Genomic DNA, 17,704 nt, shown 5'->3' on the forward strand with positions numbered 1-17,704 from the left:
AAAGCGAAGGTTATTCTCCTAATTTTCCGCACAGTCGAATACGCAACCGCCAGCAAATGGTATCAAGGCGGCAAATGAATACCACCAACACAGAGACAATTTGAATGAGAAAGCGTATTGTCATACCAAGCGCTATGCTTAACGCTGATATTTTGTCCCACCACAAGGAGTGGAGAATGTCTTCCATAACAATGACTGATAATAAAACGTTCCTGAATGAGCTGGCCCGCCTGGTAGGCCATTCTCACCTGCTGACAGACCCCGCCAAAACCGCCCGCTATCGCAAGGGTTTCCGTTCCGGTCAGGGCGACGCGCTGGCCGTTGTTTTCCCGGGTTCGTTACTGGAACTGTGGCGTGTGCTCAACGCCTGCGTTAACGCTGACAAAATTATTCTGATGCAGGCCGCCAACACCGGTCTGACGGAAGGCTCCACGCCGAACGGCAACGACTACGATCGCGATATTGTGATTATCAGCACCCAGCGGCTGGATAAGCTGCACTTACTGGATAACGGCCAACAGGTTCTGGCCTGGCCCGGTACGACGCTCTATGCGCTGGAAAAAGCGCTTAAACCGCTGGGCCGTGAACCGCACTCGGTGATTGGTTCGTCGTGTATCGGCGCGTCGGTCATCGGCGGCATCTGTAATAACTCCGGCGGCTCGCTGGTGCAGCGCGGCCCGGCCTATACCGAGATGTCGCTCTTTGCCCGTATTGACGAGCAAGGCAAACTGCAACTGGTCAATCATCTGGGCATCGATCTTGGGCATACCCCGGAGCAGATCCTGAGCAAGCTGGATGATGAACGGATTAAAGATGAGGATGTGCGTCACGATGGTCGTCATGCGCACGATCACGACTACGTGACGCGGGTACGAGATATCAACGCCGATACGCCCGCCCGCTATAACGCCGACCCGGACCGTTTGTTTGAATCTTCCGGCTGCGCCGGAAAACTGGCGGTTTTTGCCGTTCGCCTTGATACCTTTGCAGCGGAAAAAAATCAGCAGGTTTTTTATATCGGCACCAATCAGCCCGCGGTACTGACTGAAATCCGTCGGCATATTCTGGCGAACTTCGACAATCTGCCAGTGGCGGGAGAATATATGCATCGCGATATCTACGATATTGCGGAGCAGTACGGTAAAGATACCTTTCTGATGATCGATAAACTCGGCACCGACAAGATGCCATTCTTTTTCACGCTAAAAGGCCGAACCGATGCGATGCTGGAAAAAGTAAAATTTTTCCGTCCGCATTTCACCGACCGCGCGATGCAGAAATTCGGCCACCTGTTTCCCAGCCATCTGCCGCCGCGAATGAAAAACTGGCGCGATAAATATGAGCATCATCTGCTGTTAAAAATGGCGGGAGACGGCGTCGCAGAAGCGCAACGCTGGCTGAATGAATTTTTTAAATCCGCTGAGGGCGGTTTCTTCACCTGTACGCCGGAAGAAGGCAGCAAAGCCTTCCTGCACCGCTTCGCCGCTGCTGGCGCAGCGATTCGTTATCAGGCCGTACACGCTGATGAAGTGGAAGATATCCTGGCGCTGGATATCGCCCTGCGCCGCAACGATACCGACTGGTTCGAGCATCTGCCGCCGGAAATCGACAGCCAACTGGTACATAAACTCTATTACGGCCACTTTATGTGCCACGTTTTTCATCAGGACTATATCGTGAAGAAAGGCGTCGACGTCCATGCGCTGAAAGCGCAAATGCTGGAGCTGTTGCAGGCGCGCGGGGCACAATACCCAGCGGAGCACAACGTTGGACATCTGTATAAAGCGCCGGAAACGCTGACGCGTTTTTATCGGCAAAATGACCCAACCAACAGTATGAACCCCGGTATCGGCAAAACGAGTAAGCGGAAATTCTGGCAGGAAAATACGCCCGACGAAACGCATTAACACCGTGCGGTTTACCGTGAAGCCCGGCGGCGCGATGCCTGCCGGGCCTGCGGCGACTTAATCGTTCTGTGCGGTTTGCGCCCCGGCACTGGCGCTGGCTGCCGCCATTTGCGCGGCTTTTTGCTTTTTATAGCTCAGCGCGGCAGCCGGAACGGGCATGACTTTACCGGTTTCAATCCATGTACGCAGGCGACTGGCGTCCGCAAAGTGGGTATATTTGCCGAACGCGTCCATGACCACCAGCGCGACCGGTTTGTTATTGATCACGGTACGCATCACCAGGCAATGCCCCGCCGCATTGGTAAAGCCGGTTTTCGTTAACTGGATATTCCAGTTATCACGGTAGACCAAATGGTTGGTATTGCGAAACGGCAGCGTATACGCCGGATGCGAGAATGTCGCCATATCTTCGCGCGTGGTGCTTAGCTGGCCAATCAGCGGGTATTGCTTCGTGGCAATCAGCAATTTTGTTAAATCCCGCGCGGTCGAGACGTTATGAATCGACAGCCCCGTCGGCTCAACGAAGCGGGTATGCGTCATGCCCAGCGCTTTCGCCTTCGCATTCATCGCTTTAATAAATGCGTTATAACCGCCAGGATAATAGTGCGCCAGGCTTGCCGCCGCACGGTTTTCGGATGACATCAACGCCAGCAGCAACATATTTTTGCGACTAATTTCGCTGTTCAGGCGCACGCGGGAGTAAACCCCTTTCATTTCCGGCGTCTGGCTGATATCGACCTTCAGTATTTCATCCAGCGGCAATCGCGCGTCGAGCACGATCATCGCTGTCATTAATTTGGTTATTGAAGCAATCGGACGCACCAGATCCGGGTGGTTCGAATAGATCACTTTATTGGTGTTGAGATCAACAATCATTGCGCTACCGGAGGCAATCTCAGGTTGAGACGCCGCGGTTGTCGCTGCCGTTTTCGCCACAGCCTGCGGGGCAAAAGGAACGGCCAACATCAGAGCAAGGCTCAGGAATGAAGCTCGGAATTTCAGCATGATGAGATTTCTGATAATGATTCACGCGCGTCGTAACGCACACCGCCTGAGCTAAGATTATACTCAAGCTAGCAGTGGCATCATAGCGGCACGCCAGCGTTGCCGCTACAGAAGAATCGTCAGCAAATGCTGCATTGCTGGCTTTTGCGCCAGCCCTTTTTCGCATCAGAACAGGCGGTAGCCGTATCCCCACAGGATCACGGTGATCGCCAGTAGCACCTCCAGGACCAGCACGCCGATAGCGAGCGTCGAACTGGAGAAGCTTAATCCTTCCTCTCTATTAATGTTAAGGAAAGTCGGAATACCCAAATACAGCAAATAGCCGGTGTAAAAGAGCGCGACAGCGCCGACCAAAGCGCATAGCCATACCAGGGGATAGAGCGCCACCAGACCACTTAAAAACAGCGGCGTCGCGACATAGCCGGCAAAAACCATACAGCGCGCAAGCGATGGCCGTTGCGGATAGTTTCGCGCCATCCACCAGATGACGCGTCCCATCACCGCGACGCCCGCCAGCATCACGCCGTAGAACAAGACCGCCAGCGCAAAAGCGGTAAACAGCGAGAGTTGTAACACGTTGCCGTCGCCAAAATTCCAGCCGATTTGCGTCGTGCCGATAAAGGCGCAGACGACGGGAATCGCCGCCATCAGCAAAACATGGTGCGTATAGTGATGCGAAACGGTTTCGTTTTCGCTTTTGATCACCTGCATTTCCCGATCGGGATGGGAAAAAAGCCCCCATACATGGTTCATACTGCCCCCTTCTGCTGCCTCAGATGCCAGTATGTTCAAGTATAATTCAGTTTCTGGTTATTTTATGAGCAATGGCAAAATAGTCTCCGGCAAAACGTCGGCTTTGCCGCGCACGCCTCTTGCCAGGGTGTATGCTTAATGCCGGAGGTGGTTTACGCATGGATATCAACACGTTTATTACGCATTATGGCTATGCGGCGCTGGTTATCGGCAGTATGGCCGAAGGTGAAACCGTTACCCTGTTGGGGGGCGTCGCGGCGCATCAGGGATTACTCAAGTTTCCGCTGGTGGCGGCGGCTGTCGCGCTGGGAGGGATGATGGGCGATCAGCTACTTTATCTGTTAGGACGATGCTATGGCGGGAAGATCCTGCGTCGTTTCCCCCGTTATCATACGAAGATTCGTCGCGCGCAGAAAATGATCCAACGCCATCCGTATCTGTTTGTGATCGGCACGCGTTTTATGTACGGCTTCCGGGTGGTTGGCCCGCTGCTGATTGGCGCCAGCCGCCTGCCGCCTAAAATTTTTCTGCCGCTGAATATTGTAGGCGCGCTGATCTGGGCGCTGCTGTTTACCACGCTGGGATATCTTGGCGGCGAGGTGATCGCGCCATGGCTGCACGACCTCGATCAGCATCTCAGGCACGGAGTCTGGCTGATTCTGGCCATCGTCCTGGTGGTGGGCGTGCGCTGGTGGCTGAAAAGACGCGGCAAAGCGGAGGCCCGTTAAACCCGATGGTATCCGGATGGCATAACGCCGCCATCCGGCACCCGGCGTTTATTTGGCGTTGAATTGCGGATTCGCCAGCATAAACCCGCCGTCGACAATCAGCGACTGACCGGTGGTATAGCTTGCTCCTTCCGAACACAGCCAGGCGACGAGGCTGGCTATTTCATGCGTAGAACCCGGTCGGGCAATAGGGATCGAGGGTTCCGATCCCGGCTCAATGTCGCTGTCATCCATATCATTCATCGGCGTGGCGATAGCGCCTGGCGCGACGGCGTTGACCAAAATATGATGTTCAATCAGTTCCAGCGCCATGGATTTAGTCAATCCCCCCAGCGCATGTTTCGCCGCGGTATAGGCGCTGGCTTGCGGAAGCGGCGTATGCTCATGGACGGAGGTGATGTTGATAATGCGCCCTCCCTCTCCTTGTTTAATCATATGCCGGGCGGCGATCTGCGCGCAGAGAAACGCGCCATCGACGTCCACGGTAAAAATTTGCCGCCACTGCGTAAACGGCATATCAATAAACGCGGATTTGGTCATCGCCCCGGCATTATTGACCAGCACGTCAACGCGCCCCAGGCGCTGAATAAGATGTTCAATGGCCTGCGCGCCCTCGGGCAACTGGCTCAGGTCAAGATGAATGGTCTCAGCCCGCACACCAAATTGCGCCGCTTTTTTCGCCGTTTCCTGCGCGCCGCGTTCATCGGAATGCCAGGTGATACCAATATCAAAACCGTTTTGTGCTAATAACAACGCACACGCTTTGCCAATTCCCGAATCTGATGCCGTTACAATTGCGACTTTGGTCATATTCCTCTCCGGATGATTCATACACAGCCTAAGTATAGGAACCCTGTCTGAATCATCCGGAAAAATCAGGAATGATAACCGCCGCCCAGCGCGCTGGTAAGCTGAATAGAGGCATCCAGCCACTGGCCCTGCAACAGCAAGCCGTTACACTGCTCGCGCAGTGCCGGGATTTTGGCCTCGCTCACGCGGGAACCCGCAATAATACCGGCATTAAAGCGCGCTTGCGCCAGACCGACCACACGCTGCGCGTCATGCTCAATCTGCTGCTGATGCTGATTTTTCTGCGCCAGCGTCTCTACCTGACTGGCGGCGCGCGCCACATCATTAACCGCATCTACCACCGCTTTGTTGTAGTTGGCGATAGAAAGGTTGCTTTGCGCTTTGGCGATATCGAGGTTGGCATTCAGCCTGCCGCTGTCGAAAATCGGCAGCGTCAGCCCGCCGGTAATGCCATATTGCTGTGCGGAATGGCGGAACAGATCGCTCAGATGTAACGCATCCTGCTGTAAAAAAGCCATCAGATTGATATCGGGATAAAACGCGGCCTTCGCGGCGTCAATGCTGCTCAACGAGGATTCAATGTACCAGTGCGCGGCCTGTAGATCCGCCCGGCGCGCCAGCAACGAATAGCCCAGTTGCGACGGTAACTGGCTTTCAACGGCGGGGAGACTCACCTGACGCAGCTTGAGCGCCGCCGATTGCGTATTGGTTAACGCGCTGAGCCGCGCTTCAATAACCTTCATTTTACCGTTAACGTCATTCAACTGCTGCTGGGTTTTGCTGGCGTCGATATCGGTCTCGACCCCTTCAACAGAAGAAGTAATGCCGTGTTGATACAGCTCCCGGTTTACCGTCACCACGTTTTGCTGCTCATGCTCGATTTGCATCAGCACATTTTTCAGCGCCGCCTGCGTCTGCCACTCCCAGTAGAGTCGCGCCACGCCGCTTGCCAGCAGTTGTCGGGTCTGCTCCTGCTCCGCTTCGCGCGCTTTGACCGCCCCGATCCGCGCAGTAACTTCAGCGCGGTTTTTCCCCCATAAATCCAGATCCCAGCCCGCCGTCAGGCCGAATGTACCGTTGGTATACCACGGCCCGGTCGTTCCCGCCGCGGGGTCGGTAATCGCGAATGGCCCCATCAGCCCTTCCGCGGACATTCGCTGGCGCTCAATGTCGGCAGAAAAGTCGAGCTGCGGGCCGTCCTGCGCCTCAACCGCTTTCGCCTGCGCTTCCGCCAGTTGAATACGCTGTTCAGCCACCTGCATATCCGGCGAATGCTGTATGGCATTATCAATCAGCGCGTCAAGCTGCGCATCGTGATACGCCTTCCACCACTGGCTATCCGGCCAACCGTTTTTCAATGCCGCCGGCAGGCTGGAATCAACATGAGAAGAGGGCGTCTGCTGGGTCAGCGACTGGCGGGTATCGTGCATAGGGGCGCAGCCCGCCAGCAAAATAAAAAGCGGTAAGCTCGCTGTCGCGGCAAGGAAAGAATTACGATTCATGGAGGTGTTCTGATAAAAAAAGGTGCGCAGAGAGTACGTCTTACGGCGATCTATTTTTTAGTTACGCGTGGCAATACATCATCAGACAACAAAAGACATATTTTGAAATTTATATGATTAGCAAATAATTTCATCTGATACATTTTTTGATGTAATATTTCAATGAAAAGTCCCACTAACCCGTTCATAAATGAACGATTTTGCTGCAATACCCGCCAGCAGCCTTCATGAGTTAAACGTCGCCGCGCCCAACAAGGCAGCAGATGGCTTAATACTTTCCTATACTTTGTTTGTATTTACCAATAAAGGGACAAACAATGAAAATTCTTTTATGGGCAATCTTAATTATTTTTCTGATTGGGCTGTTGGTGGTAACGGGCGTGTTTAAGATGATTTTCTGATTCCTGCGCCGGGCAGTGATAGTATCTGCCCGGCACACGTTCTGGACGCTGTAGAGATTAGATTTTAATAGCCTGAATCGCCCGCGCAATCTCGGACGAACGGTTTAACGCCCGAATCGACTGAAAGAGTTCCGTCGCCTCAATATATTCCTTACGTAAATATCCCAACCACTGTTTAATACGCGCGACATGATATAAACCGGTATCGCCCTGCTTTTCCAGTCGGGTATATTTTTGTAATAACGTCACCACTTCCGGCCACGGCATACGCGGTTCGTTATACTTCACCACCCGACTCAGGTTAGGAATATTTAACGCCCCACGGCCAATCATCACCGCATCGCAGCCGCTGGTCGCCATACATGACTGCGCGCTCTGCCAGTCCCAGATTTCGCCATTAGCGATAACCGGAATAGTCAGACGCTGGCGTATTTCGCCGATCGCCTGCCAGTCGATATGCTCGGCGCGGTAGCCCTGCGCTTTGGTACGACCATGCACCACCAGTTCACTGGCGCCGGCCTGCTGCACCGCATCGGCGATTTCAAATTTTCTATCGCCGCTATCCCAGCCGAGACGCACTTTTACCGTCACCGGCAGATGCGACGGTACCGCCGCCCGCATCGCTTTCGCGCCCTGATAGATGAGTTCGGGATCTTTGAGCAATGTCGCGCCGCCGCCGCTGCCGTTCACCACTTTTGACGGACAGCCGCAGTTCAGGTCCACGCCATACGATCCCAACGCCGTCGCCCGCGCGGCGTTTTCCGCCAGCCACTGCGGATGCTGGCCCAGAAGCTGAATACGCACCGGCGTGCCGGACGGCGTGCGGCTGGCGTGATGCAACTCCGGGCAGATGCGATGAAACACTTTTACCGGCAGCAGCTGATCCACCACGCGCACAAATTCGGTGATGCAGAGATCGTAATCATTCACTTCGGTCAGCAGCTCGCGCACTAACGCGTCGAGCACGCCTTCCATCGGCGCCAGTAAAACACGCATATCGGTATCCACAGCAAAAAAAGAGGCGCTATCATAACGCCTCTCTGCGATGAGCAAAACTTTTTGCCGGGTGGCGGCGCAAACGCCACGCTACGTCACGTAAGGCGCTCAACGCGGCTCAAGACAGTTATCTTCTTTCCAGCCGTACAGCCATTCGATACCGCGATAAAACGCCTCTTGCGATTTCCCTTTCCACAGCAGATTACGCACCTGACGCTCCACCCCGGCGGCGTGATAGAGACGCCCCATCTCGCGGGTAGACCAGACGATACGCGCCGTGCGGGGAATACGCACCGACTCATACAGCGCAAATGCCTGCTGCGCGTCACCGTCGCAGCGTTCCAGCGCTTTGCCCAGCGTGACGGCGTCTTCCAGCGCCATACAGGCGCCCTGGGCCATATATTGCGCCACCGGATGCGCGGCGTCGCCCACCAGAGTGATACGCTCGGTTCCCCATTTCGCGACCGGCTCGCGATCGGCGGTCGACCAGCGGCGCCAGGAGGTCGGCTTGTCCAGCATCTGACGCGGGCGGGGATGAATACCGGCAAAATAAGAGAGCACCTCTTCTTTACTGCCGTCTTTCACGCCCCACTCTTCTTGCTGGCGGCTGTGGAATGTCACCACCAGATTGTACTGATGGCCTCCGCGCAGCGGATAATGGACCAGGTGGCAATGCGGGCCTGCCCACAGCACCGGTGCGTTAATACGTAAATCGTCCGGCATATCGTCGTAATCAATCACCGCCCGATAGACTACATGCCCCGTTACGCGCGGCGCGTCGCCGAGTAAACTTTGCCGCACGACCGATTTAACGCCGTCGCAGCCCACAAGAATATCCGCCGTCCAGCTATTTCCCTGCTCATCAAACACCGTAACGTCATCCGGCGTCTGGCGGATATCGACAATATGGGTCGAGGTACGATACTCCACGCCAGGGTGCGTCAGCACCGCTTCCCATACCGTTGCATGAATATCTACCCGGTGAATTACCGCATACGGCCCGCCAAAATGGTCGCGGAACGCCTGCCCGGTTTCAATGCATACCACTTCTTCGGCATTCACGGCATCCATCATGGTAATGTGATCGGTAAACACCGCACGCTGGCGGGCAACATCGCCCACACCGAGACTATCCAGCGCCGAAAAAGCGTTCGGCCCAAGCTGAATACCCGCGCCAATCTCGCCAATTTCGTGCGCTTTTTCCAACAGCATGACTTTTATTCCCTGGCGCGCCAGCGACAGCGCGGTCGCCGCGCCGCCGATTCCGCCACCTACAATAATTGCGCTTGTCACGTGAGTCATGGTCATTCTCCTTTTCAGGCCGGGATTTTATCTTGCTGATTTTCCGGCGCGGCGGCAATAAACGCCGGTAGCTGTACGCAGGCGTCATAAACGGCTTTACAGCGCGGATAGCCTGATAAATCGCAGCCCATCCTGAGCGCATTCGCCCACTGAGGAATCAGGCAGCAGTCCGCAAGGCCTGGCGCGTCGCCCACGCAGAATCGTCCGGACTGACTTTTACGCAATAGCTGCTCTACCGCGCTTAACCCTTGCTGTATCCAGTGGGCGTACCAGCGTTTTTTATCCTCTTCGCTAACCTTCAGCTCATCGGTCAGGTAGCGCAACACGCGCATGTTATTGATTGGGTGTATATCGCAGGCGATAGCGTAGACAATTTCCAGCGCCTGGCTGCGCGCCGGGTCGCTCGTCGACAGCAGCGGCGTTTGCGGAAAATGTCGGTCCAGCCAGTCGACGATGGCCAGCGATTGCCCCAACGATTCGCCGTCATCAGTGACCAGCGTCGGCACCAGGCCTACCGGATTCATCCGTCGGTAGGCCAGCTCATTCTGCTGGCCGATACGAATATTGACGCCCACTGTCTGGTAATCAATCCCCTTTAACGCCAGCGCAATACGTACACGATAAGACGCCGAACTATTAAAGAAACTGTACAGCTTCATCGTTCACCTCAGACAATTTTCACAGCAATCGGCGTCAGACCTTCTACGTTCCCGGTGATGACATCCCCTTTCACCACTGCGCCCACCCCCTCTGGCGTACCGGTGAAAATCAAATCGCCTGGCTGCAATTCAAAAAAGCCGGACAAATAGCTGATGGTTTCATTCACCGACCAAATCAGGTGACGAATATCGCTGCGTTGATGGTCTTCGCCGTTAACCTGTAGCCAAATAGGGGCGTTATCCACATTATGCGTTTCAGCGGCTTTGTGTAATGGCGCAATGGGCGCGGAGAGATCGAACGCTTTGCCAATTTCCCACGGGCGTCCCATCTGACGCATTTCCATCTGACGATCGCGACGCGTCATGTCCAGACCGGTGGCGTATCCCCAGACATATTCATGGGCTTTTTCCAGCGGGATATCGCTCCCCTTTTTACCAATCGCCACCACCAGCTCAATTTCATAATGGTAGTTATCGGTCTGCGCCGGATACGGCAGTTCCAGGGTATCCCCCGCCGCTACCGGGACGACAGCGTCCGCTGGTTTACAAAAGAAGAACGGCGGTTCGCGATCGGGATCAAAGCCCATTTCACGGGCATGGGCGGCATAGTTGCGACCCACGCAGTAAACGCGACGTACCGGAAACTGCTCATCACTGCCCGCCACGGGTACTGTCACCGGGGCCTGCGGCTGGAATACATATTTGGTCATGTTCTCTCTCCCTAATTAATAACGTGCTTCGCGGAACAGCCCCAGGGCTTCCTGAACCGGCTTGTCCGAAAAGCTGAATAACACCGTGTCTTCGCTACTGCGAAACGACACCTCATGCCAGGTCGGCACCACAAAAATGTCTTTTGCGGAAAAATGAAAAGTTTCGTTGCCGATAGTGACCTGCCCTGCCCCTTCAACGACGTGGTAGATAGTGCTGTCGGTGCTCCGCGCCACACGCGAGGCAAAGCCTTTTGGCAGCAGTTGCAGGAACGCGCCCATTGACGGCATCGGATAACCGCCGGTGACGGGATTAACGTAACGCAGCTTGTAGCCTTCCCACTCATCCGGATCGCCCATACGGGTCAGATCGTGCAACGCCTCGCGACTGCGGTCGTAACGGTAGTTGAAAATCGGCGACGAGTTCCCGCGCTGGTGGCGCAGCGGCAGCATATTCGCTGCATAGCGTGGCAGATAATCGCCCTCTTTTCGCGTTACCGGCTGCTGATCTTCGGGATAGTCTTCCGCAAACCCACAGCCCAGGAGGTTGACTAACGGCAGATCCAGACCATCCAGCCATACCACCGGCTCTGACCCCGGATTACCATGATCGTGCCAGCGCCACTGCGGCGTCAGGATAAAATCGCCGGTATGCATTGGCGTGCGCTCGCCGTCCACCGCGGTAAATGCGCCTTTACCTTCGACGATAAAACGCAGCGCCGACTGGTTATGGCGATGACTCGGCGCGACTTCGCCGGGCAGGATCAGCTGTAAACCAGCGTATAAGGTCGCCGTGATCGACGACTGACCGCGCAATGCCGGATTTTCCAGCACCAGCACCCGGCGGATCGCCTCTTTCGCGCCAATGACATTGCCGCTTTCCATCAGTAGCGGACGAATTTCCTGATAATTCCAGTAGGCTGGCGCGCAGTTGGCGTTTGGCGTCTGCGGTACCAGGTGATGTAACGATTCCCACAGCGGCGTCAGATTCTGCCCGGAAATATGCTGGTAATACTGCTGACGGCTATCTTTTACGTTCTGATTTATTTCAGACATGGAGATTCTCCTTATTCGTTTACGACGCTGGCACGCGGCAGGTCGTCAGGTACAGAAATCGAAAGGCGGACAACCACCGTCAGCAGGGTAAGCATTACCGCGCTGATAGCCGCCGGAATAGCAATGACAAAAAACAACGTATCGAAAGAGAAATTGAGGGCCATCATCATGCCGCCGGAGAGCGAACCGACAATCGCCCCGCAGCGTCCAATGGCGTTCGACCAGCTCACGCCCGTCGCCCGGCTTTGGGTGGGGTACAGCGTCGCCGTCAGAGCATTAAGCCCGACCTGGGAACCGCTAATACCGATGCCGGTACCAAAAATCGCCAGCGCCATCAGCCAAAGGCCGTTTTCGCTCAGGCCTATCATGACAATGCAAACCGCGCCCAGCGCATAGCTCACCGCCAGTACCCGGAACGGGTTAAGCCGGTCCATCAACACGCCGAGTAACAGCGCGCCAAGCGTGCCGCCAACCTGGAATGCGGCAGTCACCCACGACGCCTGTTGCAGATCAATACCGCGATGGTTAAGTAACGTCGGCATCCAGCTGGAAAGCAGATAGATAATGAGCAGGCTCATAAAGAACACCACCCATAACATCAGGGTAATGACAAGCTGTCGCCCGGCAAAAAGCTGGCGAATACTGCCTTTGGCGATGGCTGCCGTCTCATGCAGAAAGAATTGCGTATCGTGATAGCGCTCGCCGGTAATGGCGCTGACCGTCCGGGCGACAACGGCTTGCGGTAGTTGGCGGCGTACCTGCCAGCGGGGAGATTCCGGCAGCGCGAACAGCAGGCCGAAAAACAGCATCAAAGGCAAGATGCCGCCTAGCGCCAGAATTCCGTGCCAGCCAATCAGCGGCACCAGTTGCGCGCTCACAATCCCGCCCATCGCCGACCCCAGGGTAAAACCACAGAACATCAGCGTGACCAGCGCTCCGCGTCGACGAGCGGGAAGGTATTCCGACGTCATGGTGATGGTATTCGGCATCGCTCCGCCCAGTCCCAGACCGGTTAAGAAGCGCAGCAACACCAGGGTTTCTATATCCGGCGAGAAAGCGGAAAGCAGGCTCAATGCGCCGAATAGCGCTACGCAAAGCTCAATGACCCGCTTGCGGCCAAAGCGATCCGCCAGCGGCCCGCATAGCAGCGCGCCGGCCGTAAGCCCCAGCAGCCCTGCGCCAAACAGCGGCGCAAGTTCGCTGGCGCTTAGCTGCCAGTGAGTACGAATATCCGGGGCGATGAAGCCAATCGCGGCGGTGTCGAAACCGTCGAGCATAACCACCAGAAAACAGCAGATGATAACGCGCCACTGCATTTTGCCGACGGGCGCGGCATCAATAAGGGCTTGTAGATCACGTCGTTGAGTCATAGCTAATGCCTCAGTGCAGGGAGATAGATGTTGTTTTTATGTTTGCTATGTTACGAGTTTGTAGAGTGAGCGATAAAATGTACAATGGCTTTTCAGGCAGAGACATAACCTGGAGGTTATAGCGAATGGCGAACTGGGCGCAGAAATTGAAATTACATCACCTGCAAACGCTGGTTGCGCTGGGCGAACAGGGCAACCTGACGCACGTCGCCCGGATGATGAATATCTCCCAGCCGGCGCTATCGAAGTGGTTATCTCAACTCGAAGATGAGATAGGCATCACGCTTTTTGAGCGCCACAGTAAAGGGCTACGGCCCTCGGAAGGCGGTAAATTACTGCTCCAGCACGCCCAGCGCCTAATTAACGATCTGGAGCGTTCACAGTATGAAATCGCCCGTTTCAAGCAGGGCGGCCTGGTTGGCAGCCTGAAGATCGGCTGTTCGCCCGTGGCGACTGACTGCGTATCACAGGCGATTCTGAGCCTGCTTAACGAAATGCCGACGCTGCATCTGAATATTGAAGAGAAGGTAATGACGCCGCTGCTGCACGATTTGCTTGCCGGTCAGGTGGATGTGGTGGTAGGGCGTGTCGGCGGCCGCGCCCTGCAACTGCCGCTTAATTATCAGGTACTTTATACCGAGCCGGTCTGCTTTGTGGCGCGTCCGCACCATCCGCTGGCCGCGCGAGCGCAGATCGCCTGGAGCGATCTGGCGCACTGGCGATGGATAGTCTGGCCAACCGGCACCCCTATTCGCATCAGTATTGATAACGCCCTCGTCGATAACGGCGTCATGCTCCCGGAAAACACCATTGAATCGGCGTCAATGAACGTCAGCACCAATTTGCTGCAAAGCAGCGATATGATCTCTATTCTTTCTTTACGGCTGGCGCAACGCTATGCCAGCCAGGGGCAACTGGCGATTTTAAACTTGCCAAAAATTGAGCAAAAAGGCAGCGTAGGGATGTTCTGGCGTAAGAATGAGACGCCGTCTTTGGCCCTGAGTCGTTTTTTGTATTTTTTAGCCCAGGTTTAACGCCGCCGACCAGGGGCATTGCCCGATGTTCCTGCTGTCTATACCCACTATGCTAAGAATTCATGATGTGATCGGTAGCACGTTTTAACGTTTAATTGTATGATGAATCCATCTCATCAAGGGCTTTAAACATGAGTAAGTCACTGAATATTATCTGGCAATATATACGCGCTTTTGTATTGATTTATGCCTGTTTGTACGCAGGCATTTTTCTTGCATCACTGCTTCCTATCACTATTCCCGGCAGCATTATCGGGATGTTAATTCTGTTTGTGTTGCTGGCGCTGCAAATTCTGCCGGCAAAATGGGTTAACCCCGGCTGTTATGTGCTGATTCGTTATATGGCGTTGCTGTTTGTGCCGATTGGCGTTGGGGTCATGCAATATTTTGACTTACTGCGCGCGCAATTCGGCCCGGTGGTGGTCTCTTGCGCTATCAGTACGCTGGTCGTTTTTGTGGTCGTAAGCTGGAGTTCACATCTGATACACGGTGAGCGTAAAGTGGTTGGGCAGAAGGGAACGAAAAAATGATGACATATATCTGGTGGTCGTTACCGCTGACGCTGGCGGTATTTTTCGCCGCCCGCAGACTGGCGGCGCATTTTAAAATGCCGTTGCTGAATCCGCTGCTGGTGGCAATGGTAGTCATTATTCCTTTTCTGTTGCTGACCGGTATTCCCTACGAGCACTACTTCAAAGGCAGCGAAGTACTTAACGATCTGCTGCAACCGGCGGTGGTGGCGCTGGCCTATCCCCTTTATGAACAGTTGCACCAGATTCGCGCGCGTTGGAAATCCATTATTAGCATCTGTTTTGTCGGCAGTCTGGTAGCGATGATTACCGGAACATCCGTTGCCTTGCTGATGGGCGCAACGCCTGAAATCGCGGCATCGGTACTGCCTAAATCCGTGACTACGCCTATCGCGATGGCGGTGGGCGGCAGCATCGGCGGCATCCCCGCGATCAGCGCGGTATGCGTAATTTTTGTCGGTATTCTGGGCGCGGTGTTTGGCCACACGCTGTTAAACGCGATGCACATCCGTACTAAGGCCGCACGCGGGCTGGCAATGGGGACCGCCTCACATGCGCTCGGTACTGCGCGCTGCGCCGAGCTGGATTACCAGGAAGGCGCGTTTAGCTCCCTGGCGCTGGTGATCTGCGGCATTATTACCTCGCTGGTAGCGCCCTTTTTGTTTCCGCTCATTCTGGCGGTAATGCGCTAACGACGGGACAAAAGACCGGGTTAAAATTTGCGATACGTCGCGCATTTTTCATTTAAGTTTCACAAGTTGCATAAGCAATGAGATTTAGATCACATATTAAGACATAGCAGGCCCGTAAACTACGGTTCCATTACATTGTTATGAGGCAACGCCATGCATCCACGTTTTCAAACTGCTTTTGCCCAGCTTGCGGATAATTTGCAATCAGCGCTGGCCCCTATCCTGGCGGACCACCATTTTCCCGCCATGCTGACCGCAGAGCAGGTCTCGACGCTTAAAAATACGGCGGGACTGGACGAAGACGCGCTGGCTTTCGCACTGTTACCTCTGGCGGCGGCCTGCGCCCGTACCGATTTGTCCCATTTTAACGTCGGCGCGATTGCGCGCGGCGTTAGCGGCAACTGGTATTTCGGCGCAAATATGGAGTTCCTGGGCGCCACCATGCAACAAACTGTGCATGCTGAACAAAGCGCGATTAGCCACGCCTGGCTACGCGGCGAAAAAGGGCTCGCCGCCGTCACCGTTAACTACACCCCTTGCGGCCACTGTCGCCAGTTTATGAACGAGCTGAACAGCGGTCTGGATCTGCGCATTCATCTGCCGGGCCGCGCGCCGCATACGTTACGCGATTATCTGCCTGACGCTTTCGGGCCAAAAGATCTGGAGATCAAAACGCTGCTGATGGACGAGCAGGATCATGGCTTTACGTTAACGGGCGATACGCTAACGCAAGCGGCGATAACGGCAGCCAATAAGAGCCATATGCCTTATAGCCACTCGCCGAGCGGCGTGGCGCTGGAATGTAAAGATGGCCGTATTTTCACCGGCAGCTATGCGGAAAACGCCGCCTTTAACCCTACGCTTCCCCCACTGCAAGGCGCGCTAAACCTGCTGAGTCTCAATGGCTATGACTATGCGGATATTCAGCGCGCGATTCTGGCGGAAAAAGGCGATGCGGCATTAATTCAATGGGATGCCACCGCCGCAACGCTGAAAGCGTTAGGTTGCCATAATATTGACCGCGTGCTTCTCGGCTAAGCAAATGTGCCGGATAGCGACGCACTGGCGTCTTATCCGGCCTGACTCTCCTCTCCCGCGACCCGATACAAGGGAAATCATGCTGAAAATCTCCGCAATCAGACGGCGGTTTCTTGCGCTACGTCTTCGGGTACAGTAGCCTGATCGTACTTTCATCCTGGTATCGAGTTTCCTGCATGTTAAAGCGCGTGTTTTACAGCCTGTTGGTCCTGGTAGGCTTGCTGCTGTTGACGGTGCTTGGCCTCGATCGGTGGATGAGCTGGAAAACAGCGCCCTATATCTATGACGAGCTACAGGATCTTCCCTACCGCCAGGTTGGCGTCGTGTTAGGGACAGCCAAATACTATCGCAAGGGTGTCATTAATCAGTACTATCGTTACCGTATCCAGGGCGCGTTAAACGCTTACAATAGCGGTAAAGTCAATTACCTGCTGCTCAGCGGCGACAATGCCCTGCAAAGCTATAACGAACCGATGACCATGCGCAAAGACCTTATCGCGGCGGGCGTCGATCCTGCGGACATTGTGCTTGATTACGCTGGCTTCCGTACGCTTGACTCCATTGTGCGTACCCGCAAAGTGTTTGATACCAACGACTTTATTATCATCACTCAGCGCTTCCACTGCGAACGCGCCTTGTTTATTGCGCTGCATATGGGCATTCAGGCGCAGTGTTACGCGGTACCTTCGCCCAAAAATATGCTGACAGTGCGCCTGCGCGAATTTGGCGCCCGCTTTAGCGCGCTGGCGGATCTCTATATTTTTAAACGCGAACCGCGTTTTTTAGGCCCGCTGGTACCTATCCCCACGCAGCATCAGGTGCCGAATGACGCCCAGGGGTATCCGGCCGTTACGCCGGAACAATTGCTTGAACTGGAAAAGAAAAAAGGGAAATGATCATGGATGTACAGACGATATTTGTCATATTAGCCTTTCTGCTACTCCCGCTTTTTTGCTTCCGTGAGGCCTGGAAAGGCTGGCGAACCGGCGCGGTAGATAAAGTTGTCAAAAATGCGCGAAAACCAGTTTATGTCTATCGCCATGCCGATCCCGTACAATATTGGTCTTATCTTTTTCTTTATACCGGTTGCGGTTTTTTATTTACTGGAATGATTATTTATCTTCTTTTTTATCGGTAATCTATTTATTATCCCTTTAAAATTGAGAATAGTTATTATTATGATATAAGGAACAAATGCTGTTTTGCATTCTGGT

General features: G+C 54.6%; 19 protein-coding genes. 9 read left to right on the forward strand and 10 right to left on the reverse strand.

Annotation, left to right across the window (positions count from 1 at the left end; genetic code table 11):
- Positions 1-176: 176 nt before the first annotated feature.
- Positions 177-1,907 (forward strand): D-lactate dehydrogenase, encoded by a 1,731-nt coding sequence (dld, locus tag EOS97_RS00475; RefSeq protein WP_000095234.1) that lies wholly within the window; start codon positions 177-179, stop codon positions 1,905-1,907.
- 57 nt (positions 1,908-1,964) lie between these two features.
- Here the strand turns inward: dld and pbpG are convergent, their stop codons facing one another.
- Together pbpG and EOS97_RS00485 are read right to left on the reverse strand one after the other, a co-directional pair.
- Complete coding sequence (gene pbpG / locus EOS97_RS00480; RefSeq protein WP_000911549.1) at positions 1,965-2,912, reverse strand: D-alanyl-D-alanine endopeptidase; 948 nt, start codon at positions 2,910-2,912, stop codon at positions 1,965-1,967.
- Positions 2,913-3,077: 165 nt separating this feature from the next.
- A complete protein-coding gene (locus tag EOS97_RS00485; RefSeq protein WP_001017057.1) occupies positions 3,078-3,665 on the reverse strand; it encodes a Yip1 family protein in 588 nt (195 codons plus the stop codon).
- Between the two features lie 158 nt (positions 3,666-3,823).
- Between EOS97_RS00485 and EOS97_RS00490 the strand changes: the two genes are divergently transcribed.
- Positions 3,824-4,393, forward strand: a complete 570-nt coding sequence (locus EOS97_RS00490; protein WP_001804814.1) for a DedA family protein — start codon at positions 3,824-3,826, stop codon at positions 4,391-4,393.
- A gap of 48 nt (positions 4,394-4,441) precedes the next feature.
- Here EOS97_RS00490 and EOS97_RS00495 read toward each other — a convergent pair whose 3' ends face one another.
- Both EOS97_RS00495 and mdtQ read right to left on the reverse strand, forming a co-directional pair.
- On the reverse strand, positions 4,442-5,203 hold the full coding sequence (locus tag EOS97_RS00495) for an SDR family oxidoreductase (protein ID WP_000169608.1): 762 nt from the start codon (positions 5,201-5,203) through the stop codon (positions 4,442-4,444).
- Between the two features lie 65 nt (positions 5,204-5,268).
- A complete protein-coding gene (mdtQ, locus tag EOS97_RS00500; RefSeq protein ID WP_001081457.1) occupies positions 5,269-6,705 on the reverse strand; it encodes a multidrug resistance outer membrane protein MdtQ in 1,437 nt (478 codons plus the stop codon).
- A 317-nt stretch (positions 6,706-7,022) separates the two neighbouring features.
- Between mdtQ and yohP the strand changes: the two genes are divergently transcribed.
- A complete protein-coding gene (yohP, locus tag EOS97_RS00505) occupies positions 7,023-7,106 on the forward strand; it encodes a small membrane protein YohP (RefSeq protein ID WP_000698460.1) in 84 nt (27 codons plus the stop codon).
- 57 nt (positions 7,107-7,163) lie between these two features.
- Here the strand turns inward: yohP and dusC are convergent, their stop codons facing one another.
- From dusC to EOS97_RS00535, 6 genes are all read right to left on the reverse strand, one after another.
- Entirely contained in the window at positions 7,164-8,102 is a 939-nt protein-coding gene (gene dusC / locus EOS97_RS00510) for a tRNA dihydrouridine(16) synthase DusC (RefSeq protein WP_001264841.1), read from the reverse strand.
- 108 nt (positions 8,103-8,210) lie between these two features.
- Positions 8,211-9,404: a 3-hydroxybenzoate 6-monooxygenase gene (locus tag EOS97_RS00515; RefSeq protein ID WP_000150105.1), complete on the reverse strand. Its 1,194-nt coding sequence runs from the start codon at positions 9,402-9,404 to the stop codon at positions 8,211-8,213.
- A 14-nt stretch (positions 9,405-9,418) separates the two neighbouring features.
- Positions 9,419-10,063, reverse strand: a complete 645-nt coding sequence (gene maiA / locus EOS97_RS00520) for a maleylacetoacetate isomerase (RefSeq protein ID WP_000781196.1) — start codon at positions 10,061-10,063, stop codon at positions 9,419-9,421.
- A gap of 8 nt (positions 10,064-10,071) precedes the next feature.
- Positions 10,072-10,773: a fumarylacetoacetate hydrolase family protein gene (locus EOS97_RS00525; protein WP_000170621.1), complete on the reverse strand. Its 702-nt coding sequence runs from the start codon at positions 10,771-10,773 to the stop codon at positions 10,072-10,074.
- 15 nt (positions 10,774-10,788) lie between these two features.
- Entirely contained in the window at positions 10,789-11,826 is a 1,038-nt protein-coding gene (gene gtdA, locus EOS97_RS00530) for a gentisate 1,2-dioxygenase (protein ID WP_001289859.1), read from the reverse strand.
- An 11-nt stretch (positions 11,827-11,837) separates the two neighbouring features.
- The gene (locus EOS97_RS00535) at positions 11,838-13,196 is read right to left on the reverse strand and encodes an aromatic acid/H+ symport family MFS transporter (protein ID WP_000194218.1); all 1,359 of its coding nucleotides are present in this window, start codon (positions 13,194-13,196) and stop codon (positions 11,838-11,840) included.
- Between the two features lie 125 nt (positions 13,197-13,321).
- On the opposite strand from EOS97_RS00535, the gene EOS97_RS00540 reads away from it, so the two are divergent.
- The 6 genes from EOS97_RS00540 (at position 13,322) to EOS97_RS00565 (ending at position 17,628) form a co-directional block, all read left to right on the forward strand.
- Positions 13,322-14,230, forward strand: coding sequence for a LysR substrate-binding domain-containing protein (locus EOS97_RS00540; protein ID WP_000024658.1), 909 nt, complete (start codon positions 13,322-13,324; stop codon positions 14,228-14,230).
- Positions 14,231-14,361: 131 nt separating this feature from the next.
- Entirely contained in the window at positions 14,362-14,760 is a 399-nt protein-coding gene (locus EOS97_RS00545) for a CidA/LrgA family protein (RefSeq protein WP_000045719.1), read from the forward strand.
- On the forward strand, positions 14,757-15,452 hold the full coding sequence (locus EOS97_RS00550; protein WP_000989296.1) for a CidB/LrgB family autolysis modulator: 696 nt from the start codon (positions 14,757-14,759) through the stop codon (positions 15,450-15,452). The genes EOS97_RS00545 and EOS97_RS00550 overlap by 4 nt, the downstream gene beginning before the upstream one ends.
- Before the next feature lie 153 nt (positions 15,453-15,605).
- Positions 15,606-16,490 (forward strand): cytidine deaminase, encoded by an 885-nt coding sequence (gene cdd, locus EOS97_RS00555; protein ID WP_000553526.1) that lies wholly within the window; start codon positions 15,606-15,608, stop codon positions 16,488-16,490.
- A gap of 176 nt (positions 16,491-16,666) precedes the next feature.
- On the forward strand, positions 16,667-17,386 hold the full coding sequence (gene sanA, locus EOS97_RS00560; RefSeq protein WP_000920081.1) for an outer membrane permeability protein SanA: 720 nt from the start codon (positions 16,667-16,669) through the stop codon (positions 17,384-17,386).
- Positions 17,383-17,628, forward strand: a complete 246-nt coding sequence (locus tag EOS97_RS00565; RefSeq protein WP_000605187.1) for a DUF2542 family protein — start codon at positions 17,383-17,385, stop codon at positions 17,626-17,628. Before sanA ends, EOS97_RS00565 begins: the two co-directional genes overlap by 4 nt.
- Positions 17,629-17,704: the final 76 nt, after the last annotated feature.

It is taken from the genome of Salmonella sp. SSDFZ54, from assembly GCF_004010735.1.
GTDB classification, from domain to species: Bacteria; Pseudomonadota; Gammaproteobacteria; order Enterobacterales; family Enterobacteriaceae; genus Salmonella; species Salmonella enterica.

Coding starts and splice junctions, on each gene's coding strand:
- dld (WP_000095234.1), top strand. CDS start 177: ATGTCTTCCATAACAATGACTGATAATAAAACGTTCCTGAATGAGCTG.
- pbpG (WP_000911549.1), bottom strand. CDS start 2,912: ATGCTGAAATTCCGAGCTTCATTCCTGAGCCTTGCTCTGATGTTGGCC.
- EOS97_RS00485 (WP_001017057.1), bottom strand. CDS start 3,665: ATGAACCATGTATGGGGGCTTTTTTCCCATCCCGATCGGGAAATGCAG.
- EOS97_RS00490 (WP_001804814.1), top strand. CDS start 3,824: ATGGATATCAACACGTTTATTACGCATTATGGCTATGCGGCGCTGGTT.
- EOS97_RS00495 (WP_000169608.1), bottom strand. CDS start 5,203: ATGACCAAAGTCGCAATTGTAACGGCATCAGATTCGGGAATTGGCAAA.
- mdtQ (WP_001081457.1), bottom strand. CDS start 6,705: ATGAATCGTAATTCTTTCCTTGCCGCGACAGCGAGCTTACCGCTTTTT.
- yohP (WP_000698460.1), top strand. CDS start 7,023: ATGAAAATTCTTTTATGGGCAATCTTAATTATTTTTCTGATTGGGCTG.
- dusC (WP_001264841.1), bottom strand. CDS start 8,102: ATGCGTGTTTTACTGGCGCCGATGGAAGGCGTGCTCGACGCGTTAGTG.
- EOS97_RS00515 (WP_000150105.1), bottom strand. CDS start 9,404: ATGACTCACGTGACAAGCGCAATTATTGTAGGTGGCGGAATCGGCGGC.
- maiA (WP_000781196.1), bottom strand. CDS start 10,063: ATGAAGCTGTACAGTTTCTTTAATAGTTCGGCGTCTTATCGTGTACGT.
- EOS97_RS00525 (WP_000170621.1), bottom strand. CDS start 10,773: ATGACCAAATATGTATTCCAGCCGCAGGCCCCGGTGACAGTACCCGTG.
- gtdA (WP_001289859.1), bottom strand. CDS start 11,826: ATGTCTGAAATAAATCAGAACGTAAAAGATAGCCGTCAGCAGTATTAC.
- EOS97_RS00535 (WP_000194218.1), bottom strand. CDS start 13,196: ATGACTCAACGACGTGATCTACAAGCCCTTATTGATGCCGCGCCCGTC.
- EOS97_RS00540 (WP_000024658.1), top strand. CDS start 13,322: ATGGCGAACTGGGCGCAGAAATTGAAATTACATCACCTGCAAACGCTG.
- EOS97_RS00545 (WP_000045719.1), top strand. CDS start 14,362: ATGAGTAAGTCACTGAATATTATCTGGCAATATATACGCGCTTTTGTA.
- EOS97_RS00550 (WP_000989296.1), top strand. CDS start 14,757: ATGATGACATATATCTGGTGGTCGTTACCGCTGACGCTGGCGGTATTT.
- cdd (WP_000553526.1), top strand. CDS start 15,606: ATGCATCCACGTTTTCAAACTGCTTTTGCCCAGCTTGCGGATAATTTG.
- sanA (WP_000920081.1), top strand. CDS start 16,667: ATGTTAAAGCGCGTGTTTTACAGCCTGTTGGTCCTGGTAGGCTTGCTG.
- EOS97_RS00565 (WP_000605187.1), top strand. CDS start 17,383: ATGATCATGGATGTACAGACGATATTTGTCATATTAGCCTTTCTGCTA.